Annotated in this window: 15 protein-coding genes, 4 tRNA genes and 1 rRNA gene; 3 read left to right on the top strand and 17 right to left on the bottom strand. The window is 40.0% G+C overall.

Annotation, left to right across the window (positions count from 1 at the left end; all coding sequences use genetic code 11):
* The 17 genes from ESZ39_RS03735 to aspS all read right to left on the bottom strand — a co-directional run.
* Window positions 1-99 (bottom strand): 16S ribosomal RNA (locus ESZ39_RS03735); the annotation flags it as partial.
* A gap of 1,639 nt (window positions 100-1,738) precedes the next feature.
* Window positions 1,739-1,826: transfer RNA gene (locus tag ESZ39_RS03730), tRNA-Ser, on the bottom strand.
* Window positions 1,827-1,954: 128 nt separating this feature from the next.
* Window positions 1,955-3,001, bottom strand: a complete 1,047-nt coding sequence (gene nadA / locus ESZ39_RS03725; protein WP_146878449.1) for a quinolinate synthase NadA — start codon at window positions 2,999-3,001, stop codon at window positions 1,955-1,957.
* Between the two features lie 222 nt (window positions 3,002-3,223).
* Window positions 3,224-3,299, bottom strand: a tRNA-Lys gene (locus tag ESZ39_RS03720).
* A 94-nt stretch (window positions 3,300-3,393) separates the two neighbouring features.
* Window positions 3,394-3,469: transfer RNA gene (locus ESZ39_RS03715), tRNA-Lys, on the bottom strand.
* Window positions 3,470-3,516: 47 nt separating this feature from the next.
* Window positions 3,517-3,592: transfer RNA gene (locus ESZ39_RS03710), tRNA-Lys, on the bottom strand.
* 146 nt (window positions 3,593-3,738) lie between these two features.
* Window positions 3,739-4,527: a tol-pal system protein YbgF gene (gene ybgF, locus ESZ39_RS03705; RefSeq protein ID WP_146878448.1), complete on the bottom strand. Its 789-nt coding sequence runs from the start codon at window positions 4,525-4,527 to the stop codon at window positions 3,739-3,741.
* A 12-nt stretch (window positions 4,528-4,539) separates the two neighbouring features.
* On the bottom strand, window positions 4,540-5,094 hold the full coding sequence (gene pal / locus ESZ39_RS03700; RefSeq protein WP_146878447.1) for a peptidoglycan-associated lipoprotein Pal: 555 nt from the start codon (window positions 5,092-5,094) through the stop codon (window positions 4,540-4,542).
* 43 nt (window positions 5,095-5,137) lie between these two features.
* Window positions 5,138-6,484, bottom strand: coding sequence for a Tol-Pal system beta propeller repeat protein TolB (gene tolB, locus ESZ39_RS03695; protein WP_146878446.1), 1,347 nt, complete (start codon window positions 6,482-6,484; stop codon window positions 5,138-5,140).
* Between the two features lie 40 nt (window positions 6,485-6,524).
* Entirely contained in the window at window positions 6,525-7,427 is a 903-nt protein-coding gene (tolA, locus tag ESZ39_RS03690; RefSeq protein ID WP_146878445.1) for a cell envelope integrity protein TolA, read from the bottom strand.
* Window positions 7,427-7,855, bottom strand: a complete 429-nt coding sequence (gene tolR / locus ESZ39_RS03685) for a protein TolR (RefSeq protein WP_146878444.1) — start codon at window positions 7,853-7,855, stop codon at window positions 7,427-7,429. The genes tolA and tolR overlap by 1 nt, the downstream gene beginning before the upstream one ends.
* A gap of 14 nt (window positions 7,856-7,869) precedes the next feature.
* Window positions 7,870-8,553 (bottom strand): protein TolQ, encoded by a 684-nt coding sequence (gene tolQ / locus ESZ39_RS03680; protein WP_146878443.1) that lies wholly within the window; start codon window positions 8,551-8,553, stop codon window positions 7,870-7,872.
* On the bottom strand, window positions 8,543-8,953 hold the full coding sequence (gene ybgC, locus ESZ39_RS03675) for a tol-pal system-associated acyl-CoA thioesterase (RefSeq protein WP_146878442.1): 411 nt from the start codon (window positions 8,951-8,953) through the stop codon (window positions 8,543-8,545). The genes tolQ and ybgC overlap by 11 nt, the downstream gene beginning before the upstream one ends.
* 577 nt (window positions 8,954-9,530) lie before the next feature.
* Window positions 9,531-10,535 (bottom strand): Holliday junction branch migration DNA helicase RuvB, encoded by a 1,005-nt coding sequence (gene ruvB / locus ESZ39_RS03670; RefSeq protein ID WP_146878441.1) that lies wholly within the window; start codon window positions 10,533-10,535, stop codon window positions 9,531-9,533.
* Between the two features lie 80 nt (window positions 10,536-10,615).
* Window positions 10,616-11,233 (bottom strand): Holliday junction branch migration protein RuvA, encoded by a 618-nt coding sequence (gene ruvA, locus ESZ39_RS03665; protein WP_146878440.1) that lies wholly within the window; start codon window positions 11,231-11,233, stop codon window positions 10,616-10,618.
* A gap of 123 nt (window positions 11,234-11,356) precedes the next feature.
* Window positions 11,357-11,884, bottom strand: coding sequence for a crossover junction endodeoxyribonuclease RuvC (gene ruvC / locus ESZ39_RS03660; RefSeq protein WP_146878439.1), 528 nt, complete (start codon window positions 11,882-11,884; stop codon window positions 11,357-11,359).
* 145 nt (window positions 11,885-12,029) lie between these two features.
* Entirely contained in the window at window positions 12,030-13,814 is a 1,785-nt protein-coding gene (gene aspS, locus ESZ39_RS03655) for an aspartate--tRNA ligase (RefSeq protein WP_146878438.1), read from the bottom strand.
* A gap of 359 nt (window positions 13,815-14,173) precedes the next feature.
* Between aspS and cmoA the strand changes: the two genes are divergently transcribed.
* The 3 genes from cmoA (at window position 14,174) to ESZ39_RS03640 (ending at window position 17,873) form a co-directional block, all read left to right on the top strand.
* Window positions 14,174-14,908: a carboxy-S-adenosyl-L-methionine synthase CmoA gene (gene cmoA / locus ESZ39_RS03650; protein WP_146878437.1), complete on the top strand. Its 735-nt coding sequence runs from the start codon at window positions 14,174-14,176 to the stop codon at window positions 14,906-14,908.
* Window positions 14,909-14,912: 4 nt separating this feature from the next.
* On the top strand, window positions 14,913-15,878 hold the full coding sequence (gene cmoB, locus ESZ39_RS03645) for a tRNA 5-methoxyuridine(34)/uridine 5-oxyacetic acid(34) synthase CmoB (RefSeq protein ID WP_146878436.1): 966 nt from the start codon (window positions 14,913-14,915) through the stop codon (window positions 15,876-15,878).
* A 648-nt stretch (window positions 15,879-16,526) separates the two neighbouring features.
* Entirely contained in the window at window positions 16,527-17,873 is a 1,347-nt protein-coding gene (locus ESZ39_RS03640) for an anti-phage deoxyguanosine triphosphatase (protein ID WP_146878435.1), read from the top strand.
* Window positions 17,874-18,034 lie beyond the last annotated feature (161 nt).

Raw genomic sequence — 18,034 nt, 5'->3', positions numbered from 1 at the left:
TCGTCAGCAGATAGCAAGCTATCTCTGTTACCGCTCGACTTGCATGTGTTAAGCCTGCCGCCAGCGTTCAATCTGAGCCATGATCAAACTCTTCAATTAAAAATCGTTTGTGATGCTCACCTTAATCGACCCGAAGGTTTTCTTAAGAAAAGACATCTGCTCAATGAATTCTGTCGTGTTTCTATCTATCGTTCCCTAATAAAAGAGTAAGAAGATAAAAACTACATAAAACGTATTATTTAAACCCGAAGGTAAAAATGATACTTATTCTTTGTGTGACATCATATTAAGCTGTTTTTTTGTTATCCGAGGATAACTATGTAAAATCAACGTTAATGTGAGTGTCCACACAAATTGCATGATAACTAATTGTTAAAGAAAGTTAGTTTATCTCCGAGGAGGAAACTAACCGAAACAAAATCTCACTCGCTTTGTTTCGTTGCTGCAGGCCTTGCCTGAAGCGAGATGCGCATTCTACGCAACTCTGTTTTAATGTCAACGCTTATTTCGTTTTATTTTAAAGTTTTTTTCAACTTTCAAACAATTCGTTTTATCACGTTAAGTTAATCAAATTAGCCTAAACTGTATGAGATAACCTATTAAAACAGCTCTTTGGGGTGACCCCTTGGAACTGGAGCGCATTCTAGCGATTTCTCGCTTCACGTCAACACTTAATTGTCCTTAAATGTTGATTAAATGTTTGTTTGTCTCTTAATTAAGCAATGTGAGTAAATATAAGCCAATATAAGCATTTATAAACGCTAACAAGCAATAGGTAGTAGGCTCTGACTTAAATTAATGCAAGTACTAATAACTTGCAAAGGTCTTTTATCTTAAATGATTAACTTAGCATGTAATACCAATCCCATTAAGTTATTGCTCACTTGTACTAGTTAAAATAGCTCAAGGCTGTGTTGCTCTCACTCCTAATAGCCAGCTATTGCTCAATCGAGCGCCTTACCTTGAGTTATTTTTCCTGCGCACAACAAGATCACAAACTTAATGGAACTGGTATAAGACGCTGTCTAATAATATTCTGTTGGCCGTTCAACACTGTGTTCATTTGTAATAGGCATTGTTATAAAAAAACAAGCATATATACCCGCTCCACTTCAAGGTGCAGGTTTGTGCAAGTCGAGAAAGGGTTAGGTACCAGGCATGGATTGAAGAGAATAGTTATTCTCGGCAACTGCTCCTGCGTTGCTCTAATAACCCACATCCATGTAGGAATATTGTCGAAATCCATAACGCAGGAGATGACCCTTTATCGGCTTGCCCGTAGGGAGCTAAGCTAGAAAACCAGTCCAGCGTTGCATACATGGATGTATGTACTTAGGTTTTGTCTGGAACAAAAAACCTGTGCACTACTTGATAAGGTTCCTACATGGCCGTTCTTAGCCATCCATGGCTCCACGGCATTAGTACTTCCATGCACGTCGATGTAGGACATTAGGGTAACGCAGGAGCAGTTACCGAGAATAACCATTATCTTCGTATCGCGCCTTGAGCTGATTTCCTAGCTTAGCTCTGAAACTGCATCTTGAAGTGGAACGGGTATAGTACTAAAGTTAGTTATTGAATGGCGCTTAGGTTTAATGTCTTCGCATCACTACTTATGAATAAAACTATCAAGCCGTGCTTGGCTGGATAGCTTTAATGGTCCAGAAACAGAAAAAGCCACTAGATAACTAGCGGCTTTCATTTTTAATATCGTTATTCATGACAGAAAGTCAATAGATGGCGGTGAGGGAGGGATTCGAACCCTCGAAGGCTTGCGCCTTACACACTTTCCAGGCGTGCTCCTTCGGCCACTCGGACACCTCACCGTATTAATCACTATCTATTGAGCTCCATGTAACGAGCTGCGCTATGTTAGAAAAATAATCTTCATAACGCAACCTAATTTAAACAAAGTTCAAGCAGTTGCTCATTTAACAGGCAACGTAGAATAGAATCACTTATTTTTATTCATTTCTGTATTAAAATTTAACATGCGATCCAATGATTGAAGTGCTCCTGTACGAAGCTTCATATCAACGAAGACTTCTCTTCCTTCTGGGTTTAAGAGTGCTTGTTCAATTTCTTTTAAGCCATTCATCGCCATCCACGGACAATGTGCACAACTACGACATGTCGCACCTTCGCCAGCTGTCGGTGCTTCAAAGAATTCTTTATCAGGACATAACTGCTGCATTTTATAAAAAATACCGCGATCGGTTGCAACGATGAATTTTTTATTTGGCAGCGCTTGAGCTGCTTTAATTAGTTGGCTGGTTGATCCTACGGAATCAGCAAGATCAATGATTTCTGCTGGTGATTCAGGATGAACAAGCACCGCAGCATCTGGATGAAGCGCCTTCATATCAATTAACGCTTTGGTTTTAAACTCATCATGGACAATACAAGCACCTTGCCACATGATCATGTCAGCGCCTGTTTGCTTTTCAATATATGCACCTAAGTGACGATCTGGACCCCAAATAATCTTCTCACCTAAATCATCTAGATGCTCAACAATATCTAAAGCGCATGATGAAGTTACTATCCAGTCTGCACGAGCTTTAACCGCGGTAGAAGTATTAGCATAGACCACGACTGTTCTGTCAGGATGTTGATCACAAAAAGCACTAAACTCTTCAATTGGGCAGCCTAAATCTAGCGAACATGTCGCTTCCAATGTTGGCATTACCACAGTTTTCTCTGGTGTCAGTACTTTGGATGTTTCACCCATAAAACGCACACCCGCTACAATCAGAGTCTCTGCTGGATGATTATTGCCAAATCTTGCCATTTCTAATGAGTCAGCAACACACCCACCGGTTTCTTCTGCTAATGCTTGAATCTCGGGATCAGTATAGTAATGCGCAACCAGCACAGCATTTTTTTCTTTCAATAATAATTTGATACGTGCTTTGTACTCTTCACGCTCTACAGCACTTAATGGCGTAGCCTTTTTGGGGAATTGAAAGTCAAAATCAACGGCTAAATTTGCTTGGGTCATATGTCTTCTCAATGAGTGCCTTAAAATCATAAGAATTATAAGGTATAGAAGAATAAAAGTGTACTACGAATATGTACGAAGGTGGATAAGAAATATAAGGTGTAAATTGATAAAATAAATTGATTAAGTGTTTATAACGAATGAAATGGTTTATTGAGGTATTGAGGTATTGAGGTATTGAAGATGCTAAGGTAATAACCTACGAAGCATAATAATTAAAAGTGGTCGGTCGTGAAGGATTTGAACCTTCGACAAATTGGTTAAAAGCCAACTGCTCTACCAACTGAGCTAACGACCGATAAACTACTTTTAATTTTTAAAACGAAATCGCATAGTGCTAATTTCAGTGCCACTAAATTCTAAACTATTAATGCTTAACAGTAGAAGAAAAGTGGTCGGTCGTGAAGGATTTGAACCTTCGACAAATTGGTTAAAAGCCAACTGCTCTACCAACTGAGCTAACGACCGATATATACTTCGAAACAAATGCCAAGCACTTTTCATTGGTAAAAAAGTGGTCGGTCGTGAAGGATTTGAACCTTCGACAAATTGGTTAAAAGCCAACTGCTCTACCAGCTGAGCTAACGACCGGCATTTGTTTCCGCTGGACTACTCGTCCAATGCGGGGCATATAATACTCATAATATTTTTAAGTGCAACAACAATCGTCTACTTTTTTACACTTTATTGTTTGTTCGAACAAAAAGCCACCAAAGCGCACAACTTATAAACAAAAACTATGGCTTGATACTATTTAATCGTGGTTGCGCTAGTTTAGCAGCACTTGAATTAGGGTATTCAGCTATCAGCTTTTTGTATACTATAATTGCTTTAGTTTGGTTATTTTCTTTTTGCTCAACCATAGCTAACTTTAACATTGCATCGCTACGCTTATTAGAATCAGGGTAATTACTCACCACTACATCAAATTCTTGACGTGCTTTAGTTAACTCACCTTTATTAAACAATAACTGTCCTAACCAATAATGGGCGTTCGCGGCATAAGTCGAGTTGGGGTATCTTTGATTGAACGCTTCAAACTCAGGGATAGCTTGTTCGTAACGCTTATCTTTTAGTACCATATTAACCGCACGGTCGTAAGCTTCATTTTCAGTTAAGTTGTCACTATAATTTACCTTAACTGCATTACCTGTAGGTGCAATGGTCACCGCCGACGTTTGATTTTCTGGTTTTAATGCTTCTGATACTCTGCGATCAAGTTCTTGATACAACTCACGTTGACGGTCAAGTACTTGGCTTAATTGATAAGTGTGTAACTCAGTGATACCACGAAGCTCGTTAACTTCGTTTTGCAGCTCATCAAGTTGTCGTTGAACGTTAACTTGGGCTCGATTACGGGCATCAAGCTTGCGCTCAAGACTAACCAGCTGTTCACTCAAGCTTAATTTGGCAGCTTTGGTAGGCGTACCAGCGGATACTTCAATAACAGGGGCCATTTCAGCTGCTACTGCCAAATTGGCAGCAACAGCAAACGTCATCCCGAATAGCATACTATTGGGTTTCATTTCATTACCTGATTAGTAGACTAATACTGCACGACGGTTTTTAGCAAACGCGCCTTCGCTACGATCTTTAATCATAGGTTTTTCTTCGCCGTAACTTACTGTGCTCAATTGTGCAGCTGAAACACCCATATTTTCTAAAAACGTTTCAATAGCTTTTGCACGACGCTCGCCTAGTGCAATATTATATTCAGGTGTGCCACGTTCATCAGCATGGCCTTCAATTAACACGTTTACAGTTGAGTTTTCGTTAAGGAACTTAGAGTGTGCCTCAAGAATAGCGGCAAAGTCACCACTTACTGTTGATCTATCAAAATCAAAATAAATAATATGCTCTGAACGTAACTTTTCAATTTCTTGGCGTTTTTTAGCTTCAATAGCATCGGCACGTTGCATAGCTTCAACTTTGACAAGCTCTGCTGCTTCACGAGCTTTTTGTTCAGCCATAACGGCTTCATTTTTTTGCATCGCACTAGCGTCTTCGCTAGCTGAGTCAGATGAACTACAAGCTGATAAAGCCATGATAGGTAAAACAACCGCTAAGGCTTTTACTGTTTTATTAAAGCGCATTTTATGTGTCCTTATTATTTACAAATTAAATTACTAATAATTATTATAAAAATGGTGACCATGAAGGTGACTTCACTTCGCCATTAAGTGCTGGCAATCTTGCCTTAAATCTTCCATCTACGGAAACTAGACTTAGTACCTGACGGTTATTGTGTAAAGTACTATAGATAATCATACCACCGTTAGGTGATATGCTTGGAGACTCATCCAAACGTGTTGTTGTTAGTACTTGAAAAAGCCCCGAATCAAATTCTTGCTTGGCCAGATGATACTTACCGTTTGTACGGTTTACCATCACTAATTGACGACCATCAGGTGTTAATGAACCACCTAAATTCATTTCGCCGTCAAAAGTTAGCCTTCTAATTTTACCGTCGACTAAATTTACGCGATATAACTGTGCTTTTCCACCTCGTTCTGAACTAAATACCAATGACTTACCATCAGGTGCCCAACTAGGTTCAGTATCGATGGCACGATGACGGGTGATACGTCGTAACTTTTTCGTCGCAACATTCATCACGTAAAGCTCAGGATTACCATCTTTAGACAATACCATTGCCAGTTTTTTTCCATCAGGTGACCAAGTAGGTGCACTGTTTATACCCTCAAACGAGCTTATTAAGTTACGTTGACCAGAATAAATATCAATAATATGAATTTGTGCTTGTCGGTTTTCAAAAGTTACATAAGCTAACTGGTTACCGCTAGGATGCCATGATGGAGACATTAATGGCTCCCTTGAACTTAATAGAACATGCTCGTTAAAGCCATCGTAATCGGCAATAACCAATTGATAAGGATATTCTCCTTGGTCGCGCACAATGACATAAGCAATTTTTGTTAAAAATGCACCACGCGTACCGGTGAGTTTTTCATAAACAGCATCACTAATACGATGAGCATAGCGACGAAATTGCTCAGCGCCAATCTCAACAGTACTTTCATCTAGAATATGATCTGAAGTACGTACTAATTCGCCATTGCTTAACATTTGCGTTTCACCACCAGTGACTTGGCCACGAATAACATCAACTAGCTGATAGGTAATTTGATAACGACCTATCGAGGTTTCACTAACTTCACCAATAACAACGGCTTCGACGCCCTCACTTGCCCAAGCGCTGTAATCAATTTCGCTATCATTGTTCGGTGTCTGAGGATAGCGTGATGCTTTAATTGGACTAAATTTACCACTGCGTAGTAAATCATCACTAATCACTGTAGATAAACGCTCTGGCATAATACCCGTTCCTGTCCATTTGAAAGGCACCACAGCGATAGGGCGTGCACTGTCAACACCTTCGGTGATAACAATTTCTAAGGTTGCCATTGCCTGCTGTGAAAACACAGCAGCAAAGAATAGTAAAAATAAAGTTACATTTTTCATAGAGTCGATTATCTTCCTAATATATACATATATACAAAACTTAATTAAATTTGTCGGGCGCTACCGTTAGACTGATGGTCCTCATTTCTCGAAATATTTCAGGGTCTTTAGAAACAGGTAAAGTACCCGCTTTATACACCGCTGTTTTTGCCGCTTCACAAACTCGTCTGTCACCTTGGCCGGTCACCACATTGGTCACAAAACCTGATGGTGCTAGACTTATGGTTAATTTACAAGATTTACCTTCCATAGTGCTACGGTCAGTAATCAAATTACGCTTTATTGTTTGCGTTATGAGTGCGGTAAATCGACCAATCTCTGTCATCATTTGTTGGCGACGAGCTTGTTGACGATTAGCCATTTCCTCAGCCATTTGTTGCGCTAATAATTTTTGCTGAGCGGCACGTTCTCGCTCTTCTTGCTGTTTACGTTTTCGGTCGGCCGCTTTCTTTTTACGCAAATCTTCTGCTTTTTTAGCCGCTTGCTCTTCTTTTATGCGCTTAGCTTGCGCGTCTGCTGCCGCTTTATCAGCTTGCGCTCTTTCAAGCTCTTTTTGTTGGCGTTGTTTGTCTGCCGCGTTTGCTTTAGCTTGAGATTTTTTAGCCGCGCTGTCCGCGGCCTTTTTTTCTTGCTCTTTTTTCTTACGCTGACGTTCAAGACTCTTAATGCGCTTTTCTTCATTTACTTGTTTTGTTTTTGCTGCTGCAATACTATTTTCAAGATCTTTAAGCTTTTTAGCGTCATCGGCTTTTTGCTTCTTAATCTTATTAATTTGCGCCTCTACTTTACTTCTTTCGACAACAACCGCTTGAATGGGCTCCATTTGCACTGACGTTACCGTAGGTTTTGGTGGCGATGAGAAATCACCCGACAACAAAACGACAGCCAGTACTGTATGTATAGCAAAACTTAACGCTAAGGGAGTTGAATACTTCGATGACACTACTTACGCTCCGGGGTATCAGTCATTAAGCCAACCGAGGGTACACCTGCTATTTTTTGTAGCATCACCATTAATTGAATAACCGCATTATAAGAAACCGCACCATCACCATTAACCACCACAGGCGTATCAGGCGCCAACTTTAAATGTGCAGCGACTAAAGTGGCAACTTCTTCTGCCGACATGGGTTCGTTTTTACTGGTACCAACTGCCAAATAATAATTGCCATTGGCATCAACTGAAGCGACTAAAGGAGGCTTCATATCTTTACTGAGCGGCTTAGCATCAGCTTGCGGTAAATCAACTTTAACGCCTTGTGTTATCAACGGTGCCGTTACCATAAAAATAATCAGCAGCACTAACATTACGTCAATATAGGGCACTACATTTATCTCAGCAACCTTGCGGCGCCTCACTCGATTATACATAGTTAATCTCTACCTTAGCCGTGTTGCTCTGTCGCTGTTTGTCTTTGTAATATACTTGAAAATTCGTCCATAAAGTTACCATAGCTATTTTCAAGTTTTTCAACATTATGACTAAAACGGTTAAATGCCATCACGGCAGGAATGGCGGCAAATAAACCCATTGCTGTGGCGATTAATGCCTCAGCAATACCAGGTGCAACCATAGCCAATGTAGCTTGCTCAACGGCACCTAAGGCAATAAATGAATTCATAATACCCCACACGGTACCAAATAGGCCAATATAAGGACTTATTGAACCAACAGTGGCCATAAAGGGCAAATGTGTTTCTAGGCTATCTACTTCTCTTGACATAGCCACGCGCATTGCTCGGTGTGTGCCGTCAACAATCACTTGCGGCGCATAGCCGTGAGATTTACGTAAACGAGCAAATTCACGAAAACCCGAAACAAAAAGGCTTTCAATACCGTCAATATGTTCTTTAGCAGAAACTTCACTGTAGAGTTTACTTAAATCAGCGCCACTCCAAAATTTATCTTCAAAGTTTTTTAATTGTGTTTGAGCAGCCAACAAGGCCTTACGACGTTGAAAAATCATGGTCCAACAGGCAATGGAAAATCCTAGTAAGGTCAACATCACCAGCTGAACTAATAAACTAGCCTGTAAAAATAAATCAAAAAACGAAATTTCAGCTGACACGTTTTAATGCTCCTAATATGCTTTTGGGGATAATACAAGGTTTGGCAATTGATAAGACAACACAAGCGACTTTAATTTCAGCCGTACATAATGTTATCTGCTTCTGGTTCACAAGCTGCTGTGAAAATACCAAACTGGCAGACTTCAGTCGGCTTATTGTCGTGGTAATTGTTAACAAGTCATCAAGTTTTGCTGATGCCTTATTGTCCATCGCCACCTTTGTGACCACAAAGCCAATGTTTTGTTCTAAAAATATTGATTGATTAATACCAAGTTCACGCAGCCATTCTGTTCTAGCGCGTTCAAAAAACTTCAAATAGTTCGCATAATAAACAATACCACCAGCATCGGTATCTTCATAGTAAACACGTACGGTGTGTTGGTGACTGTTTAATAACATTAAATTTATTCGATTTATCTTAGTACAAAATTTTCAAGTGCTTATCTTAATAGATAAAGCTCACATGGAACAAGAGCTAAGGTACTTTCTTTGTGAAAATTTCAGTAATAAACCTAGTTACTGATCTATTATACTAATGATATTATTGAAAGTTGTCACTAATCAGCAACGGTAAATAATTACTTAGCTTGCATTATTGCAAATCATTTCGCATTAGTTTTTCTAATGATTAACATAAATTTGTTTCATTGGTGTTAATCAACTCATCGGACTAGAATGGCTTCGTTGTTTGAGCTAGCGCACGAATTTTGTTTCGCTTACATTTTTCATCTTAGCCCAATAATGTTTTGATAGGTGTTGTTACCTTTCTCTGTTATATATTTTTTAGGATCCCCCATTTCCTTTTATCAACTTATATTCTAAGTTGGCCCACATAGATTTATGTGGGCTTTTTTTTGCTTAAAATTCAAAGAATAAACATCAACGTTCTATCACATCCATGTGACCACGCCATACCGCTCGTCCTGAACATAAAAAGCACCCGAAGGTGCTTTTTAGCGGTAAAAGTTTAGAGGTGTTAGCTTGGGAAGTCTAAGCCAAAATGCAGGTAAGCTCGGCTGGTGGCAATTCGCCCACGCGGTGTACGTTGTAAAAAACCTTGCTGTATTAAAAAAGGTTCTAGTACGTCTTCAATAGTTTCACGCTCTTCGCCAATGGCCGCGGCAATGTTATCAAGGCCAACGGGTCCACCAGCAAATTTATCAATTATCGCTTCGAGTAACTTACGGTCCATTAAATCAAAACCTTCATTGTCTACCTCTAGCATATCTAAGGCACTGGCTGCGGTCGCTTTACTGACAACACCATTAGTTTTTACATCGGCGTAATCTCTTACTCTGCGTAATAAACGATTGGCAATACGAGGAGTACCACGAGAGCGCCTTGCGACTTCAAAAGCACCTGCTTGAGCAATATCTAAATTTAAGAAATGGGCTGAACGCATGACAATTTCGGTTAACTCTTGGGTGTTATAAAACTCTAGCCGTTGTACTATGCCAAAACGGTCGCGCAGTGGCGAAGTTAACGCACCCGCGCGAGTGGTGGCACCAATTAAGGTAAAGGGCGGTAAATCAAGTTTTATTGAGCGTGCTGCTGGCCCCTCGCCAATCATAATATCTAGCTGATAATCTTCCAACGCTGGGTAAAGAATTTCTTCTACAACTGGGCTTAAACGATGAATTTCATCGATAAACAACACGTCATTTTCTTCAAGGTTGGTCAGTAATGCCGCCAAGTCGCCGGCTTTTTCCAAGACTGGGCCTGAAGTAGCGCGAATACTCACGCCCATTTCGTTAGCAACAATGTTGGCTAAGGTGGTTTTACCTAAACCTGGCGGACCAAAAATCAATAAATGATCAAGCGGCTCTCGCCTTTTCAATGCCGCCGCAATGAAAATTTCCATTTGAGACTTTACATGAGCCTGGCCTGTATAGTCGGACAACATTTTAGGCCTAATAGCTCGGTCAACCGTTTGATCTTCACGGCTAGCTATTGGTTCAATTAATCGATCTGCTTCTATCATGTCTTACTCTTTGGAAAGTTTTATCGTCATTTACGTTAGGCTGAAACTCGTCATAATCAATATTACGTAGTTATTGATGGTTATAACATGGCTTTTAAAGCACCACGGATCAAGTCTTCACTACTTTTATCAGCATGAAAGACTGCTTTAACCGCTTTATCTGCTTGTAATTGACTATACCCTAAAGAAACTAAGGCGTTAATAGCGTCACCTTTATTATCACTGACAAAAGCATTAGCTTGATTAACATCCGTGGGCATCATGTGCACCAGCGCGTCACTGCTGTCAGTTTGCCAATCTTTTAATCTGTCGCGCATTTCAATCAACAAGCGTTCTGCTGTTTTTTTGCCAACACCGGGTATTTTCACAATAGTGGTTAAATCGTCATGTATAACACAACTGACAAATTGATCGGCAGACATGCCGGACAAAATAGCTAAGCCTAGTTTAGGTCCAACACCATTAACCTTGATCAGTAAGCGAAACAGTTTGCGCTCAACTTTATTAGCGAAACCATAAAGTAATTGTGCGTCTTCGCGTACCACAAAGTGGGTATATAAGGTCGCTTCTTGATTAACTTCGCCAAGGGCATAAATGCTGGTCATTGGCATGGTTACTTCATAGCCAACACCATTACATTCAATTAAAATTTCGGGAGCCATTTTTTCTATTAATATGCCGCGTAAACGTCCAATCACAGCTTAGCCTTTACTTGATATACTATATAGCAACACCATACCACTAGATATTTATACAGTAAAGTTTAAGCCCAAGTTATTTAAAGTGGTGCGTAAATAACGATAATACTAAAACAGCAGCCATTAACGTAAGCGCCTACGTACTGTTTTAGTGGCTTGGCCTGAGAGTTTACTAATCGAGTCATGACTATGCGCATGACAAAGTGCAACGGCTAGCGCATCAGCTGCATCAGCTTGAGGTGTGCCCGGCAATTTCAAAATAGTTTTCACCATATGTTGCACTTGAGTTTTATCTGCCGCACCTGTACCAACAACCGATTGTTTAATTTGTCTAGCAGAGTATTCTGCAATCATTAAACCATTGTTAGTCGCCGCAACAATAGCCGCGCCTCGAGCTTGGCCTAATTTTAGGGCTGAATCAGGATTTTTAGCCATAAAGACTTGCTCAATAGCAAACATATCAGGTTGAAATTGCAAGATAAGCTCACTAACGCCAGCAAAAATTGTTTGCAAACGCATACCTAAATCTTCACCTGCCGCTGTGGCTTTAATGCAGCCACTGCCTAAATAGGTAAAATTACGCCCCGCTTGTTTAATAACACCATAGCCGGTTAAACGTGACCCTGGGTCAATACCTAAAATAATACTCACTCGTCATTTACCTTAATAAAAGCCTTAACTTTAAAATAATACTATTGAAAAAAAACGCACGAATAAGGCCTAAGTAGCATTAATTCGTGCGTTTTAATTGTTTTAACATCAACGCTTAGTCACGTTAAAATTTTTCTAACAGAAGTTATTCTGCTTTTGGCTCAGTATCAGTTTCTTTTGCCAAACAAGCAATGCCTAGTTCAGCCAGTTGTGCGGGGTTTGCATGGCCTGGCGCATTAGTTAACGGACATGCCGCAGTCGTTGTTTTTGGGAATGCCATGACATCACGAATTGAACTTGCCCCTGTCATCAACATCACTAAACGGTCTAAACCAAAGGCTAAACCGGCATGCGGTGGCGCACCGTATTGCAAGGCTTCCAGTAGGAAACCAAATTTTTCTTGCGCTTCTTCATCGCTAATACCCAAAATGCGAAATACTGCAGCTTGCATATCTTGATGATGAATACGCACCGAACCACCACCTAATTCACAGCCATTAAGCACCATGTCATAGGCATCAGACAAGGCACCTACTGGGTTTGCCTCTAATTCTTCAGCGGTTAAATTTGTTGGCGCGGTAAACGGATGATGAATAGCATGCATGTTGCCGTCAGCTTCTTCAAACATTGGAAAGTCTACAACCCATAATGGCTTCCAGTCACCTTGCAATAACTCAAGGTCTTCACCCACTTTTAAACGCAAGGCACCTAATGATTCAGTCACCACATTATAAGTGTCTGAACCAAAAAAGATAATATCGCCGGTTTTAGCATTAGTACGGCTTAATAGCGCATTAACGGCAGCTTCATCTAAAAATTTTAAAATCGGTGATTGTAAGCCATCGAGCCCGGCATCAAGGTCATTAACTTTTAACCATGGCATGCCCTTCGCGCCATAAATACCAACAAATTTAGTTAATTCGTCAATACCTTTACGAGAGAATTTAGCGGCGCCTCCCGGTATACAAATAACAGCAACTCGGCCTTTATCGTCGTTAGCTGGGCCAGAAAAAACTTTAAACTCAACATCTTTTAAGATGTCAGCCACGTCAACAATTTCAAGTGGATTACGTAAGTCGGGTTTATCAGAGCCAAAACGGGTCATTGCCTCGAGATAAGTCATACGGGGAAACTCACCTAAGTCTACGTTAAGTAGCTCTTGGAATAAGCCACGGATCATAGTTTCAGTCACTTGCATCACTTGATCTGAACTCATAAATGAGGTTTCAATATCAATTTGAGTAAATTCTGGTTGGCGATCTGCACGTAAGTCTTCATCACGAAAACACTTAACAATTTGATAGTAGCGTTCCATACCTGACATCATCAACAATTGTTTAAATAATTGTGGCGACTGCGGTAAAGCAAAAAATTGCCCTTTATGAGTACGGCTAGGAACTAAATAATCACGCGCACCTTCAGGGGTTGCTGCCGTTAAAATTGGCGTTTCTATATCCAAAAAACCTTGTGATTCAAGTGATGCACGTACTGCTGAAGTCACTTTAGCGCGAAAGCGCATACGCTCAGTCATTTCTGGACGACGTAAATCAAGATAACGATATTTTAATCGTAGTTCTTCAGAGTTTTTCTGATTTGAATCTAAAGGGAGTGGTGCTGACTTATTTAAAATGGTTAACTCTAAGCCTAAAACTTCAATGGCGCCCGTTGCCATATCTTTATTAACTTGGCCATCAGGACGAGCGCGCACTTTACCTCTGATTTGCACACAAAACTCATTACGCAAAGTGTTGGCTTTTTCAAGCACCTCAGGAAAGTCCGGATCGTAAACCACTTGCACAAGACCTTCACGGTCTCGTAAATCTAAGAAAATTACCGCACCTAAGTCACGACGACGATTAACCCAACCACAAAGTGTGACTTCCTGACCCACATGAGATTCATTAACCTCACCACAATAAAGACTACGCATGTATTTACCCTAAAATTCGAATAAGCTGAACAAATTAATAGATGTTTGATAAATCTATAACTTGTGATGATAAAAATTGCCAACATTATAAAGCAATGCTAAGTAAAGTCACCCGACATTCAATGAATAGTCTAAGTTATACCCGCTCCACTATAAAATGTAGATTAATTACATTGATAATGCTTACCCCCTCAAGCTTTAAGCGCGTTTTGCATTCTGTGCTAAGCGCTGCCAATAATGGCATAAAGTAAGCTATAACGCCCTAGGCAGAACATAAACATACATTACCTTGTTTATCGGAGAATATATCAGGTAAAATACGTTTTTATAGCCTGAAACGTTAGTATAGTTTTGACATCATGAAAACATCAGATACCGATTTAATTTTTTCTAATAAACAAAGTAAAATCAAAGATTTTGCATTCGACGCGCAAGTTGTAGAAGTGTTCCCCGATATGATCAGCCGCTCAGTACCGGGTTATAGCACTATTATTGATACCATAGGCCGACTAAGTCAGCGCTATGTCACCGACAACAGCCAAATTTACGACCTTGGCTGTTCGCTTGGCGCGGCAACATTGGCGATGCGTAAAGGTATCAGCGCAAAAAACTGTAAAATTATCGGCGTTGATAGCTCAAGCGCCATGGTTGAACGCTGTAAAATGCATGTCAGTGCTTTTAAAGGTGAAACACCGGTTGAGATAATAGAAGCTAATATTCTTGATATTGAAATTAAAAATGCCTCAATGGTGGTGCTTAATTTTACTTTACAATTTATCGCGCCAGAACAACGGCAATTATTGTTAAGTAAAGTAGCTAAAGGCCTTAATCCAGGTGGCTTATTGTTACTGTCAGAAAAAATAGCCCACACCGACAGTGTCTGCAATGAGTTGCTTGTCGACTTACATCATGACTTTAAGCGTGCCAATGGTTATAGCGAATTAGAAATCGCCCAAAAACGCACCGCATTAGAAAACGTCATGCTCACTGATAATTTAGACACCCATTTAAAGCGTTTAAAACTTGCTGGCTTTAACCATAGCGCGCCTTGGTTTCAATGTTTTAACTTCTTCTCTCTGATCGCGATTAAATAAACCGATGATTTCATTTAACAAATTTTATCAAAAAATAGCAAGTAACCGATTAAGCCACTGGCTTAACACTTTACCTGCTCAACTGACTCAGTGGCGTGAGCAACATTTACATGGCGAGTTTGCCCAATGGCAAAAAACCCTAACGGCACTACCGAAAACATCACCATCGAGCATTGATATTAGTACTACCGTTCGTGCAGGAGATCGCGCTGACATTAATGACGGTGAATATAAACGCTTAGAAAACTTGCTGAAAAAGTTTAAACCCTGGCGTAAAGGCCCATATCATATTCACGGCCTGCATATAGATACGGAATGGCGCTCAGACTTTAAATGGGATCGCTTAGCGCCACACATTAGTGACTTAACTCATCGTTATGTATTAGATATTGGCTGTGGCAGTGGCTATCATTTATGGCGCATGCGCGGCGCAGGTGCTGAGTTTGTCGTTGGTATTGACCCAACACAATTATTTTTATCGCAATTTCAAGCCATACAACATTTTGTTCAAGATGATCACGTTAATTTATTACCCTTAGGTGTTGAACAGCTACCTGAGTTAAATGCCTTCGATACGGTATTTGCTATGGGCGTTTTGTATCATCGACGCTCGCCAATAGACTTTCTTTACCAATTAAAAGCGCAATTAGTTAAAGGCGGTGAACTGGTCTTAGAGACCTTAGTGGTCGATGGCGATGAAAATACTGTCTTAGTACCTGGCGAACGCTATGCGAAAATGCGCAACGTTTGGTTTTTACCCAGTTGTGACGCCATGTGTACCTGGCTTGAACGTTGTGGTTTTAAAAATATTCGTGTGGTTAATATCGATATTACTGCCCTCGACGAACAACGAAAAACCGACTGGATAGATACTGAATCATTACAAGACTTTCTTGACCCTAATGATAACAGTAAAACCATTGAAGGATATCCAGCACCAAAACGGGCGATATTTATTGCTAATAAATAGCCTTGTGTACCTTAAGTGTCACTACAAACGCAAAGCTATTTCACCAGCGAGGGACTTCGTCCTACACCGAGAAGAGAAAAAATCATTAAGGTAATATCTTACCCAATATAAATTTACCTACATTAAATTCACTCAGTATTTATACCAAGTTGATTAATTACCTGCTCATTTTTAATGGTTAAAATGAATAACTACAGCGTTATAAAATTTATAAGTAGAATAACTACTGACTAAACTTTATGCCTTGTATTTATCCATTTTTCCTCATGAAAAAGGTGATCACTTAATTAATCAAATTGGTATTACTCCTTCTTTTCTCATTCTTTTCTTCCTGTAAAATACTAAAAAAGATTCACAGGGAGAAAAGAATGAGGACTGAATGAGATAAAGCAACACGATACTTAGTGTTTTTACTATTGAAGTCACTTCTCGGTATAGCGTCCAGCACCTCTGTGCCTCGGTGGTAAAGTTTTTTAAAAACTATTAACCACCGAGGGACTTCGTCCTGCACCCAGAAGAGCAAAACATTAAAGGGAAGAAGGTAAGCAGCGTGTAGGAGATAACTTAATAGATTTGGTATTACCTTCCTTTAAAGAATAATATACTATTTGTATCATACGGTTAATTCAGCTTGAAAGTAGAGGTATCATGGACAATCCTTGGCAAGTAAGACGGTTAGAGCGAGTTGCAAAAAGACATCAAGATCACCGCAGCCCATTTCAACGTGACCGAGCTCGCATTCTCCATTCAGCCGCATTTCGACGATTACAATCAAAAACCCAAGTGATGAGTAGTGGTCAAAGTGACTTTCACCGCACCCGATTAACCCATTCTTTAGAAGCCGCCCAAATTGGTAGCGGTATTATCGCGCAAATTCGCAGTAAATACCCTGAGCATAGCGCTGCCCTACTGCCCGCTGACGACAGTTTAATTGAAGCATTATGTTTAGCCCATGATATTGGCCATCCGCCATTCGGCCATGGTGGAGAAATTGCCCTACATTATATGATGCGGGACTATGGTGGCTTTGAAGGTAATGGACAAACCTTTCGTATTGTCGCGCATTTAGAACCCTTTAGTGAGCATTTTGGTATGAATTTAACTCGCAGAACACTACTGGGCTTAATAAAATATCCGCAAACCTTAGGTAATTTACAACAAAATATCCCACAAGCGTTACCAGCATCTTTTCGCCAACTAGAAGCGTCGAAATGGCACCCACCCAAAGGTTTATATCTTGACGATATAGAAATGTTTAATTGGGTATTAGCGCCGTTATGCCAAGGAGACAAAGCACTTTTCCAACAATTTACCAACAAAGCTAATAGCCATAGTAAAACGAACTATAAATCTTTAGATTGTTCGATGATGGAATTAGCGGATGATATTGCCTATGGCATTCATGATTTAGAAGATGCCATTGTTACCGGCGTAGTTAATCAACAAGACTTTGATGAAAATGTTATCAAAAGACTATTGAAAATAGACGATGAGTGGCTGCATGATTATAGCTTAAGCTTAGCGGACAATCTTTTTAGTCATCAACGCTATAAGCAAAAAGAAGCTATTGGCGGTTTAGTGAATTACTTAATAACGGCAGTCGAATTAGATGATATTAATGAAACCCAAGCGTGTAACTTTCAAGAGCCACTTTTACGCTATAATGCCGTGCATCAACTTATTGCCGCTCAAGTGCTACAGATTTTCAAAGACTTTGTTTATCAATTTGTGATCAAGCAAACGTCAATTCAACGGTTAGAATATCGTGGTCAGCAAATTGTGATGGAATTATTTCAAGCCTTGTCTTCCGATCCTGAGCGCTTATTACCTAAAAACACCGCAATGCGTTGGCTACAGGCAAAAGAAAACAAGCTCAATCAACACCGTGTTATCGCTGATTATGTCGCAGGGATGACCGATGAGTATGCCACTAAACTTTATCAAACCTTATTTTTACCCATAGGCCAAACGGGGTTTGGTCAACACGATTATTAACTTATCAAGCGGATACCCCAAGAAAGTGCTGATGAATTAATACCAATTTGATTAATTAAGTGATCACCTTTTTCATGAGGAAAAATGGATAAATACAAGGCATAAAATTTAGTCAGTAGTTATTCACCTTATAAATTTTATAACGCTGTAGTTATTCATTT

It is taken from the genome of Colwellia sp. C1TZA3, from assembly GCF_007954265.1.
In the GTDB taxonomy this organism is placed as follows: Bacteria; Pseudomonadota; Gammaproteobacteria; order Enterobacterales; family Alteromonadaceae; genus Cognaticolwellia.
The sequence above is the reverse complement of the archived record's forward strand: the minus strand, read 5'-3'. Positions and strand labels throughout refer to the sequence as shown.